Raw genomic sequence first — 11,281 nt, 5'->3', positions numbered from 1 at the left:
TCCGAGGCCGGGGATGTCAACATATCTGGCGTTGACTTTTGGCACGCTGTTGAGTTCTCAAGGAACGGACGCTTCCTTCGAGCCGCCTTCCAGCGGGCCCTCCGGGCGCTTCGTTCTTTCGTGTTTCCAGCTTATCAGATGTTTTCCGCTCCGTTTTCCGGAGTTTCATTCATCCGATTTCCCGAACTGGTCCGGGGCCACTTTTCGCGACGCCCTCCACATTAGCGCATTCCGAGTGTCACTCGAAATTCATGCTTGGAGCGTGGTGCGCTGAGTGGGGTGGCCGCTTCAGCGACTCGTTCAACACTAGGCCACCTGGAGGACATCGTCAAACCTCAAGGGGCGGGATCCGGCTGGATCCCGCCCCTCAGGGTCGAAGCCGCAGGTCAGCGGCATCGTGTTCCGGCCATCGCGGCCGGTTCGATCACTTGCTCAGCTCGGCTGCGGCCAGGTTGCGCTTGCCCCGGCGCAGGACCAGCCAGCGACCGTGCAGCAGGTCGGCCTCGGCCGGCACCGCCTCCTCGTCCGTCACCTTGACGTTGTTGAGGTAGGCACCGCCCTCCTTGATCGTCCGGCGGGCGGCCGAACGGCTCGGGGAGAGGCCGACGGCGACCAGCAGGTCCACGATCGGCTGGAGCTCGGTGACCGCGGCCTTCGGGACCTCGGCGAGCGCGGCGGCCAGGGTGGGGGCCTCCAGGTCGGCGAGGTCGCCCTGGCCGAACAGCGCCTTGGAGGCGGCGACCGCGCGCTCGTACTGGTCGGCGCCGTGCACCAGGGTGGTCAGCTCCTCGGCGAGGGCGCGCTGAGCGAGGCGGGCGGCCGGGCGCTCGGTGGTCTCGCGCTCCAGTTCCTCGATCTCCTCCTTCGAGCGGAAGCTGAAGATCCGCAGGAAGTTGGGGACGTCCCGGTCGTCCGCGTTCAGCCAGAACTGGTAGAAGGCGTACGGGGTGGTCAGCTCGGGGTCGAGCCAGACCGTGCCGGACTCCGTCTTGCCGAACTTGGTGCCGTCGGCCTTGACGATCAGCGGCGTGGCCAGCGCGTGCACCGACTTGCCGTCGGCCTTGCGGATGAGGTCCGTGCCGGCGGTGAGGTTGCCCCACTGGTCGCTGCCGCCGGTCTGCAGGGTGCAGCCGTAGCGGCGGTTCAGCTCCAGGTAGTCCATGCCCTGGAGGATCTGGTAGCTGAACTCCGTGTAGCTGATGCCCGCGTCGGAGTTGAGCCGTCGGGCGACGGCCTCCTTGGCGATCATGTTGTTGACCCGGAAGTACTTGCCCACGTCACGCAGCAGGCTGATCGCGGACATCCCGGAGGTCCAGTCCAGGTTGTTGACCATGCGCGCCGCGTACGGGCCCTCGAAGTCCAGGAACCGGGAGATCTGCCCGCGCAGGCGCTCCACCCAGCCGGCCACCGTCTCGGGGTCGTTGAGCACCCGCTCGGCGGTGGGCTTCGGGTCGCCGATCAGACCGGTGGCACCGCCGACCAGGCCGAGCGGGAGGTTCCCCGCCTGCTGGATGCGGCGCATGGTGAGGATCTGGACCAGGTTGCCGAGGTGCAGGCTCGGGGCCGTCGGGTCGAAGCCGCAATAGAACGTGACCGGGCCGTCCGCGAACGCCTTGCGCAGTGCGTCCTCGTCGGTGGAAAGGGCGATCAGGCCACGCCACCGCAGCTCGTCGACGATGTCCGTCACGGTCACGATTCTCCTTCGGTCGGGCGTCCCGTCCGGTGCGGGCCCGGTTCGATCGGGTCCCGGTGCAGGACGACTCCAGCGCTGTAGAGCCTACGCGGTCGCCGCCGGCGAGTTTTCGCCGCACTGGCGCGGCCGCGCCGCGAAGGCCCGGTTCCGACGTGGTCATGCCCCTCCGTGACACCGGAAATTCCGTTGTTCGACGGCGGGGAGCCCCTTCACAGTGGTCCCACCGCCGCGCGGCGGCAGTGACGTGGGTGAGGACGGTCGTGCCGCCGTGGCACGCCCGCGGAAGGGTGGCCGAGGTGCGCAGCACGCTGGTTCTGAACGCAAGCTACGAGCCGCTGACGACGGTGTCGCTCCAGCGCGCCGTGGTCCTGGTGCTCCAGGACAAGGCCGTGGTCGAGCAGGCGCACCCACTGCGCACCATGCGCGGGACCGGGGTGACGGTACCGGTGCCGCGGGTGATCAGACTCCAGCGGTACGTCCGGGTGCCGTTCCGACAACAGGCTCCGTGGTCCCGCCGCGGGGTTCTGGTCCGCGACCAGCACCTGTGTGCCTACTGCGGGCGGCGGGCCACCACGGTGGACCACCTGCAGCCGAGGTCGCGCGGTGGCGGGGACACCTGGCTGAACACGGTGGCCGCCTGCGCGGAGGACAACCAGTTCAAGGCCGACCGGACGCCGGAGCAGGCGGGGATGAGGCTGCTCCGCAAACCGTTCGTCCCGACGCCGCAGGCGACGCTGATGATGGCGCTGGGGCTGCGCGGCTCGGACGTCCGGGAGCTGGCCGACTGGCTGCCGGCCCAGGCCGTCGCCGCGCCCGCGCCGTCCGCCGCCTGAGCGGGCGCGCGGGCCGAGTGGCCCGAGGCGGACCACGAACTGGGGGGAAACAAGGGGGAAAGCCGGGCCGGGGACCGACGGGGGAGGTCGGTTCCCGGCCCGGCGCGCGCTCATTCCTTGGCCCGGAAGCCCGTCGCGGTACCGAAGTTGGTCGAGTGCTCGGGGACGGCGACGATCCGGCCGCCGCCGATCAGGACGCGCCCGGAGACCAGCAGCGAGCCGGTGCCGGACGGGAAGTCGCCGCCGACCGTCTCGTGTCCGCCGTCCAGGGAGAAGCGGCTGAGGTGCGCCGGTTGCTCCCTGCGTTCGTCGACGGCGAGCACCAGCGCTCCGCCGTCCACCCCGACGGCCCGGGCGGCGCCCTTCTCCCGGGCGGGGGTCCGCCAGCGCTGCTTGCCGGTGTCCAGGTCGTGGCCGACCACCGCGACCGGCCCGCCGGCGCCGTTCGCCGAGGCGGCGGTGGTGACCGTGGTGACCATCGTGCGGTCGTGGAAGAAGACGCCGGGGGTGGCCGAGAACGTGCCGTGGGCGACGTCGAGCCGGCCGTCGGCGTCGGCGACCGGGATCTCGGCGGTGGGGTCGCCGGCCGGGCCCCAGGCGAACACCCGGTCGTCCTCGGGCTTCTCGCCGGTGGTGAGGACGACGGGCGGCTCGGCGGAGAGCACGGTCGCCGTCTTCGGCCGGTTGTTCAGGCCGCGCCACCAGGAGACCTTGCCGTCGGCGGTGTTCAGCGCGACGGCCTGGTCGATGGGGGTGGAGTCGGCGCAGCTGCTGGCGACCAGGACGGTCCCGCCGGAGACGCCGCCGGAGAGGGTGCAGAACTTCCCCTGCCCGGTGTACTGCCAGACGTCCGCGCCGTCGGCGGACTGCCAGGCGACGGCGTGGCTGTCGCCGACCGCGATCACCTTGTCGTCGGTGACGCCGACGCGCGCGCCGTAGGGGCCCTTGGTATCGGTGAGCGGCTTGGTCCAGGCCGCCCGGCCGTCCTTGGTGTCGACGGCGGTGACCAGGGCGCACGGGCTCTTCGGGTCGGCCTGCGGCCGGAACAGCACGGCTCCCAGACCGGCCCGGTTGACGGTCGGCGACAGCCCGCACGGGACGGCGCCGGCGGCGGGCGGCTCCACCGCCCAGACCGGTCGGCCGTCCGTCAGGCCGTAGGCGCGCACGCCGGTGGCGTCGGCGCGCACCACCGCGCCGTCGAGCAGCCAGCTGCCGACGAGGGTGTCGTCGCCGCCGGGCCCGCCGGCGTCGGCCCGGGCGGCCCAGGTCCGGCTGTGGGCGGAGGTGAAGCCGGGCTCGCCGGAACCGTCGGCGGAGGCGCTGCCGCCGCCTTCGGCGCTCACCATCAGGCCGGCCGCGACCAGGACGCCGAGCGCGGCCACCCCGGCGCCGGTGCGCACCAGCAGGGCGCGCCGGCCGGGGGCGGCGGACTCGGCGGGGCCGGGTCGTACGCCACGGCGGGCGCGCCGGGAGGACGCCGGGGCGGCGGTGGGCGCGGGTTCCGCGGCCGCCTCCACGTCCGCGGCGGGCGAGGGCTCGGGCTCGGGCGCCGGCTGGATGTAGCCGTCGGCGGTGTACTCGGCACCGGCGGGCACGTACAGTTCCTCCCCCGCCGGCTGCTGCGGCACGACGACGTAGGGCGCGTACTGCTGCTGAGGGTGCTGGGACTGCCCGTCGTGGGGGTGCGCGTCCGGGACGTAGGCGTCGGGCTGCTGCTGCCCCTGGCCGTAGGGGTGGTACGGGTCGTACGGGAGGTACGGCGCCTCCGGTCCCTGGGGGTCCGCCTGCTGGTGGCCCGCCTGCTGGGGGTACCACGGCTGCGGGTGGCCGTCGCCGAGGGGGTCCTGCGCCATCCGTTCCGTCCCTCCCGACCGCCTGCGCTGCGGCAGCCAGCATCTCACGGCCCCGGCGCGGCCCGGAGGGAACGGTTCCGGCTCTGTCAGGTGTGCCCTATCGGGCGGACTCGGCGGCCAGGGCGTCGTCGATCCGGGCGGCGAGGTCGAGGTCGAGGGCGGTGAGGCCGCCGGCGCTGTGGGTGGAGAGGACGAAGCGCAGGGTGCGCCAGCGGATGTCCACGTCGGGGTGGTGGTCCATCGCCTCGGCGGTGCCGGCGACGGAAACGACGACCCGGATCCCGGCGGGGAAGTCCGGGGCGTCGGCGGTCCGGACGATGGTGTCGCCCTCGCGCCTCCAGTGCGGCAGGGCGGCCAGCCCGGCGGTGATCTCGTCCTCGGTCAGCCGTTCGCGGCTCATCGGTCCACTCCTGTCGCCGGTCGCTGTCAGTTCGTTCGGGACGTGCCCGCACAGGACGATATAGAGGCCGGGCCGTCGGGCGTCGGCGACACCTCGAAGCGCGGCCTCAGTCGGTGAGCAGCTTGACGACGGCGGCCAGGCCGACGACCACGATGACCGCGCGCAGCGCCTGCGGCGGCAGCCGGCGGCCGACCCTGGCGCCGACCAGTCCGCCGACCAGCGAGCCGACCGCGATGAGGCCGGCGGCGGCCCAGTTCACCGTCGAGGTGAAGAGGAAGAACAGCGCCGCGACGCCGTTGACGATCATCGCGAGAGCGTTCTTCACGCCGTTGATGCGCTGGAGGTCCTCCTGGAGCAGCATGCCCATCAGGGCCAGCAGCAGCACGCCCTGGGCGGCGCCGAAGTAGCCGCCGTAGACGCCGGTGAGGAAGATCCCGATGAGCAGCGGCACCCCGCCGTGCGGGTCGCCGTCGGGGCGGCGGCGGGCGGCGACGGCCCGGGCGACCCGGGGTTGCAGCACCACCAGGACGAGGGCGAGCAGGATCAGCACCGGGACGATCGCGTCGAAGGCGGCGCTGGGCAGTTCGATCAGCAGGTAGGCGCCGAGCACGCCGCCGAGCAGCGAGGCGGTGCCGAAGCGGGCGAGCCGGGCGCCCTGGCCTTCCAGCTCGCGGCGGTAGCCGATCACGCCGCTGAGCGAGCCGGGCACCAGGCCGAAGGAGTTGGAGACGTTGGCGGTGACCGGGGGAAGGCCGACGGCGAGCAGCACCGGGAAGGTGATGAGTGTGCCGGAGCCGACGATCACATTGATCATTCCGGCGCCGACGCCTGCCGCCAGGACGGCGATCGCCTCCCAGAGCGTCATGAGCCACCTCCCGTGGGGTCCTGTCGCGGTGATCATGCCGGACGGACCGGTGGGGGTTCCAGAGGCACCCGCGATTCGGGACGTACGACACACGGCCGCGGGCCCGTCGCGCCCGAGGGCCCGCCCCCGTGCGGAACGGGGACGGGCCCGAGGACGTCCGGGACCTACCGGCCGGTCACTGGGGGTCGTTCTTGCGGTACTCGCGGAGCGGGTCGATCCGGGGCCGCGCGGAACCCTTGGTGTCGGTGTCCAGCGGGCGCGGGCCGGCGGCCGGGTCGATCGGGACCTGGGTGGCGGCCGGCGGCGCGGCCGGGGCGGCGCCGTGGGCGGCCGGCGCGCTGCCGTTGGCACCGCCGCCGTTGCCGGTCAGGCCGGTGAAGGCGCCGCCGAGGCCCTTGAGCGCGTCGCCGACCTCGCTGGGGATGATCCAGAGCTTGTTGGCGTCGCCCTTGGCCAGCTCGGGCAGGGTCTGGAGGTACTGGTAGGCGAGCAGCTTCTGGTCGGCGTCGCCCTCGTGGATCGCCTCGAAGACGGTCCGGATGGCGGCGGCCTCACCGTCGGCGCGCAGCACCGCGGCCTGGGCCTCACCCTCGGCCTTGAGGACCTCGGCCTGCTTCTCGCCCTCGGCGCGCAGGATCTGCGACTGCCGGTTGCCCTCGGCGGTGAGGATCGCGGCGCGCTTGTCCCGCTCGGCGCGCATCTGCTTCTCCATCGAGTCCTGGATGGAGGTCGGCGGCTCGATGGCCTTCAGCTCGACGCGGTTGACCCGGATGCCCCACTTGCCGGTGGCCTCGTCGAGCACCCCGCGCAGACCGGCGTTGATGACCTCGCGCGAGGTCAGGGTGGATTCGAGGTCCATCGAGCCGATGATGTTGCGCAGCGTGGTGACGGTGAGCTGCTCGATCGCCTGGATGTAGCTGGCGACCTCGTAGGTGGCGGCCCGGGCGTCGGTGACCTGGTAGTAGATCACCGTGTCGATGTTGACGACCAGGTTGTCCTGGGTGATCACCGGCTGCGGCGGGAACGGCACGACCTGCTCGCGCAGGTCGATCCGGTTGCGGACGCGGTCGATGAACGGGACGACGATGTTCAGGCCTGCGTTGAGCGTCCGGGTGTAGCGGCCGAAGCGCTCCACGATCGCGGCGCTGGCCTGCGGGATGACCTGAATCGTCTTGATCAGCGCGATGAAGGCCACCACGACCAGGACGACCAGGACGATAAGGACGGGTTCCACGGACTCTCCCCTAGACGACCAGGGCGGTCGCGCCCTGGATTTCGACGACGTCGACCTGCTCCCCCGGCTGGTAGACCTGCTCGGGGTGGAGCGCTCGGGCCGACCAGATCTCGCCGTTGAGCTTGATCCGGCCGCCCTCCGCGTCGACCCTTTCCGCGACGACCGCGGTGGCGCCCTTGAGCGCCTCGATGCCCATCTTGATCTGCGGGCCCTTCCGCAGTGCCCGGTAGGCGACGGGACGGACGACGACCAGTTGCGCGACCGAGGCCGCGACGAAGGTCAGGACCTGCCAGACCGGGTCGGCGCCCAAGCCCGCGACGCCGGCCGCGACGAGCGCGCCGATCGCGAACATGGCGAGTTCCGGCATCGCGGTGATCACCAACGGTATACCGAGGCCGACGGCGACCAGAAGCCACCAGATCCAGCTGTCCACGTGTCCATCCTAGGGAGGGAAGGGCCTTCGAGGCGGTCAGTTCCCGCAGGTGGAGGGGCGGAAACCGGTCGCGCGTGCGACCGGTTCCGGTTCGACCGAGTTCGACGGGGGTCCGGTGGACCCGGCGGAGCCCCCCGGGGTCCGCGCGGAGAGCCTGTACGGAGCCCGTACCGGACCCGTGCGCGGAGCCCGTGCGGAGTCGGCGCGGAGCCGATCCGGTGTCAGCCGAGCGGCAGGCCCTGGGCGGACCAGCGGTCGCCGTGGCGCTCCAGGGTCAGCGGCAGGCCGAAGCACCTGGAGAGGTTGCGTGCCGTCAGCTCGGTGTCGATCGGGCCGGCGGCGAGCACCTTGCCCTGGCGGATCATCAGGACGTGGGTGAAGCCGGGGGCGATCTCCTCGACGTGGTGGGTGACCATCGCCATGGCCGGCGCGAACTCGTCCTGGGCCAGGGCGCCGAGGCGGCGGACGAGGTCCTCGCGGCCGCCGAGGTCGAGGCCGGCGGCGGGCTCGTCGAGCAGCAGCAGCTCGGGGTCGGTCATCAGGGCGCGGGCGATCAGGGTGCGCTTGCGCTCGCCCTCGGAGAGGGTGCCGAAGCGGCGGTCGGTCAGGCTCGCCATGCCGAGGCGGTCGAGCAGGGCGAGCGCGCGGGACTCGTCGGACTGCTCGTAGGTCTCCTGCCAGGTGACGGTCATGCCGTACGCGGCGGTCAGCACCGTCTGCAGCACGGTCTGCTCGGCCGGCAGCTTGTCGAACATCGCGGCGCCGGCCAGGCCGATCCGCGAGCGCAGCTCGAAGACGTCCACCTCGCCGAGCTTCTCGCCGAGGACGGTGACCTTGCCGGCGGTCGGGAAGAGGTACGAGGAGGCGATCTGCAGCAGGGTGGTCTTGCCGGCGCCGTTCGGGCCGAGGATGACCCAGCGCTCGCCCTCGGAGATGGACCACGAGACCTGGTCGACCAGCGCGCGCCCCTCCCGGACCACGGAAACGTCCACCAGCTCCAGCACGTCGCTCATGCCTACGCCTTCCCCAAAAACAGATATCTCGGCCGTCGGTGCGGGCGGGCAGCCTACCCCTGGTGGCCGGTGGCACGGAGTGGGTGCGCCGCACACGCATGGGCAAACCTACGCCACGCGGATGGCCGCCGATTCCGTAGGCTGGCCGGATGCTCGTCTCTCCTGCCGACAATCCGTACGAAGAGCCCCGTTCGGGGCGGCTGGCCGCCTGGGGCAACGCCCTGCTGGCCGGTCTGGTGCCGCCCGACAACGCCGCCGCGGCCGTTCTGGGGGCCGACGAGGGCCACCGGGTGGCCGGTCTGCCCGGGGACGGGCCGGACGAGCGGCACGGGCTCACCTGGGCGCTGGGACGACTGCGGGTGCTGGGCGTGCAGGGCCTGCGGCTGGCGCTGCCGTCGGCCGGGCACCCGCTGGGTCTGACCGGGCCGGCGCCGTTCAACGAGCGGGCGATGGCGGCCGGCGAGGCGGTGCTGGCGGTCGGGGCGCCGCTGGGGCTGGTCCCCGAGATCGAGGTGTTCGGCCCGGCCGGGGACCGGTCGGCGACCGTGCTGTGGCACTGCTCCGAGGTGAACGACGCGCCGCCGGCGGACGTGCCGTCGCTGCACGAGGCCGAGTTCGAGCTCGCGGACGGGCTGCGCCGGGCGACCCTGCTGCTGACCCAGCTGGACGTCGCCGGGGCCGGGCCCGAGGCGCTGCGGGCGCTGGAGGCCTTTCGGCGGCGCGGCCACGACGAGCTGCTCGCGCCGGGGTACCCGCCGCGGGCGGTGCGGGTGCTGGAGTCGGCGCGCCAGGTGGCGGCGCTGCTGTCGATCGCCTCGGGCAGCCACGGCGCGGCGGTGAGCGCCTCGGAGATCGCGGCCCGGCAGGCGGTGCTGGCGCCGCTGTGGCGCACGGCCCGCCGGGCCCAGGTGGCGGCGTACAACGCGCTGGTGGACGAGGAGCGGGCCTAGCTAGCGGGTCTCGCCGTGGCGGACGGCCCAGAGGGCGGCCTGGGTGCGGTCGGCGAGGTCCAGCTTCATGAGGATGTTGGAGACGTGCGTCTTCACCGTCTTCTCGGACAGGTGGAGGCTGCGGGCGATCTCCCGGTTGGAGCGGCCGTCGGAGATGTGGCCGAGCACCTCGCGCTCGCGCTCGGTGAGGGTGCCGCCGCGGCCCTGCGGGGGGCGCGGGCCGTCGTCGGCGAGCAGCGCCTCGGCGAGTTCCGGCTGGAGCAGCACGTGGCCGGCGTGGACCGAGCGGATAGCGCCGGCCAGGGCCTCCGGATCGACGTCCTTGTAGACGTACCCGGCGGCGCCGGCCCGCAGGGCGGGGACCATGGTGCGGTGCTCGGTGAAGCTGGTGACGATCAGGATCCGGGCCCGGCTGCCCTCCTCCTTGAGCGTGCGCAGCGCCTCGATGCCGTCGACGCCGGGCATCTTGAGGTCCATCAGCACGACGTCGGGGTCCAGGGCGCGGGCCCGGTCGACGCCCTCGGCGCCGTCGGCGGCCTCGCCGACCACCTCGATGTCGTCCTGCACCTCCAGGAAGGTGCGCAGGCCGCGGCGGACCACCTGGTGGTCGTCGACCAGCAGGACGCGGATCGCGGGCACGGTGTCAGGCACCGGGGACCTCCATCTCGACGACCGTGCCCTTTCCGGGGGCGGAGTCCAGGGTGAGCCGGCCGCCGACCGCGGCGGCGCGGTCGCGCATCGAGGCCAGGCCGAGGTGGCGGCCGGCCCGGCGGACCGAGTCGGGGTCGAAGCCCCGGCCGTTGTCGCTGATCCGCAGCACGGCGCCGCGGGCGGGCGTGCCGGCCAGGGTGACGGTGACCCGGCGGGCCCCGGAGTGGCGCAGCGCGTTGTGCAGGGCCTCCTGGGCGACCCGCAGCAGGGCGCCCTCCTGGGCCTGCGGCAGGGCGCGGACCCGGTCCGCGGCGAAGGCGATGTCGGCGGCGTGGGCGCGGTCCAGGACCTGCACCTGGGAGGCCAGGGTGGCGCTGAGGCCGTCCTCCTCCAGGGCGGCGGGGCGCAGCTCGACGACCACGGCGCGCAGTTCGTCGGCGGCCTCGGCGGCGAGCCGGGCGACCTCGGCGAGTTCCTCGCGGGCGCGGGCCGGGTCGCGGTCGACGAGCTTGGCGGCGGCCTTGGCGGTGAGGCGCAGCGAGAAGAGCTTCTGCGCGACGGCGTCGTGCAGGTCGTGGGCGATCCGGGCGCGCTCGCCGGCCAGGGTGAGTTCGCGGCTGCGCTCGTAGAGGCTGGCGTTGGAGAGCGCGAGCGCCGCGTGGGCGGCGAGTATCCGCAGGAGTTCCTCGTCGTGGTCGGTGAAGCCGCCGCCGCTCTGCTTGTTGGCGAGGTAGATCACGCCGAGGACGCCGGGCTCGTCCTCGGCGTGGTCGGGGTCGAGGATCGGCATGCCGAGGAAGGCGCCGAGTTCGGGGTGGGCGTCCGGCCAGCCGCCGAAGGCGGGGGCGCTGCGGACGTCGTCGAGCCGGACGGCGCCGGTCTCGTGGAACATCGCGGCGAGCACGCCGTGCTGGCGGGGCAGCGGGCCGATGGCCTTCCACTGCTCGTCGGTGACGCCGTCGACGACGAACTGGGCGAAGCCGCCGTGGTCGTCGGGGACGCCGAGGGCGGCGTACTCGGCGCCGAGCAGGCGGCGGGCGGAGGCGGTGATCCGGCGCAGGACCTCGCGGACCTCCAGGTGGCGGCTCATCGCGAGCAGGGCCTGGCTGACGGCCTCGATGCCGGCGAGGCAGGGTTCGCAGGCGGGCAGGGTGCCGTCGGGCGGCGGGCCGACCGGGATCCGGTCGGTGGGCAGCGGTCCGGCGTGCCGGTGGTCGCGTGGCACGGTGGGCATGACGCCAACCTACCGCCGGGTGCGGGGCCCGCGCGTCCGTCCCGGGGCCGGGCCGGGCCCGGGTCTGCGGACCTAGGCCCCGCAGGGCGCAGGATGGCCCCGGGAACGCCGCGGGGGCGGCC

General features: G+C 73.4%; 11 protein-coding genes. 2 read left to right on the top strand and 9 right to left on the bottom strand.

Features of this window, described 5'->3' with window-relative positions; genetic code table 11:
• Positions 1-424: 424 nt before the first annotated feature.
• Complete coding sequence (gene tyrS / locus ACFVUH_RS27995) at positions 425-1,687, bottom strand: tyrosine--tRNA ligase (protein ID WP_355374682.1); 1,263 nt, start codon at positions 1,685-1,687, stop codon at positions 425-427.
• A 302-nt stretch (positions 1,688-1,989) separates the two neighbouring features.
• On the opposite strand from tyrS, the gene ACFVUH_RS27990 reads away from it, so the two are divergent.
• Positions 1,990-2,526, top strand: a complete 537-nt coding sequence (locus ACFVUH_RS27990; RefSeq protein WP_387916035.1) for an HNH endonuclease — start codon at positions 1,990-1,992, stop codon at positions 2,524-2,526.
• A gap of 110 nt (positions 2,527-2,636) precedes the next feature.
• Here the strand turns inward: ACFVUH_RS27990 and ACFVUH_RS27985 are convergent, their stop codons facing one another.
• The 6 genes from ACFVUH_RS27985 to ACFVUH_RS27960 form a co-directional block, all read right to left on the bottom strand.
• Positions 2,637-4,379, bottom strand: a complete 1,743-nt coding sequence (locus ACFVUH_RS27985; RefSeq protein ID WP_387916034.1) for a PQQ-binding-like beta-propeller repeat protein — start codon at positions 4,377-4,379, stop codon at positions 2,637-2,639.
• Positions 4,380-4,476: 97 nt separating this feature from the next.
• Positions 4,477-4,779 carry a 4a-hydroxytetrahydrobiopterin dehydratase gene (locus ACFVUH_RS27980; protein ID WP_387916032.1) on the bottom strand — a complete coding sequence of 101 codons (303 nt, stop codon included), beginning with the start codon at positions 4,777-4,779 and terminating at the stop codon, positions 4,477-4,479.
• Positions 4,780-4,885: 106 nt separating this feature from the next.
• Positions 4,886-5,644 carry a sulfite exporter TauE/SafE family protein gene (locus tag ACFVUH_RS27975; protein ID WP_387916030.1) on the bottom strand — a complete coding sequence of 253 codons (759 nt, stop codon included), beginning with the start codon at positions 5,642-5,644 and terminating at the stop codon, positions 4,886-4,888.
• Between the two features lie 175 nt (positions 5,645-5,819).
• Positions 5,820-6,878, bottom strand: a complete 1,059-nt coding sequence (locus ACFVUH_RS27970; RefSeq protein WP_355374583.1) for an SPFH domain-containing protein — start codon at positions 6,876-6,878, stop codon at positions 5,820-5,822.
• A 10-nt stretch (positions 6,879-6,888) separates the two neighbouring features.
• Positions 6,889-7,311: an NfeD family protein gene (locus tag ACFVUH_RS27965; RefSeq protein WP_355374586.1), complete on the bottom strand. Its 423-nt coding sequence runs from the start codon at positions 7,309-7,311 to the stop codon at positions 6,889-6,891.
• 221 nt (positions 7,312-7,532) lie between these two features.
• Positions 7,533-8,324, bottom strand: a complete 792-nt coding sequence (locus ACFVUH_RS27960; protein ID WP_387916028.1) for an ABC transporter ATP-binding protein — start codon at positions 8,322-8,324, stop codon at positions 7,533-7,535.
• Between the two features lie 149 nt (positions 8,325-8,473).
• Between ACFVUH_RS27960 and ACFVUH_RS27955 the strand changes: the two genes are divergently transcribed.
• Positions 8,474-9,274 carry a hypothetical protein gene (locus ACFVUH_RS27955; protein ID WP_387916026.1) on the top strand — a complete coding sequence of 267 codons (801 nt, stop codon included), beginning with the start codon at positions 8,474-8,476 and terminating at the stop codon, positions 9,272-9,274.
• Here ACFVUH_RS27955 and ACFVUH_RS27950 read toward each other — a convergent pair whose 3' ends face one another.
• Positions 9,275-9,925: a response regulator transcription factor gene (locus ACFVUH_RS27950; protein ID WP_355374594.1), complete on the bottom strand. Its 651-nt coding sequence runs from the start codon at positions 9,923-9,925 to the stop codon at positions 9,275-9,277.
• Complete coding sequence (locus tag ACFVUH_RS27945; protein ID WP_387916047.1) at positions 9,918-11,015, bottom strand: GAF domain-containing sensor histidine kinase; 1,098 nt, start codon at positions 11,013-11,015, stop codon at positions 9,918-9,920. The genes ACFVUH_RS27950 and ACFVUH_RS27945 overlap by 8 nt, the downstream gene beginning before the upstream one ends.
• Between the last annotated feature and the right edge of the window lie 266 nt (positions 11,016-11,281).

It is taken from the genome of Kitasatospora sp. NPDC058032 (assembly GCF_042885845.1).
Taxonomy (GTDB): Bacteria; Actinomycetota; Actinomycetes; order Streptomycetales; family Streptomycetaceae; genus Kitasatospora.
Note: the sequence above shows the minus strand (reverse complement) of the source record. Positions and strands in the feature narration are given on the sequence as shown.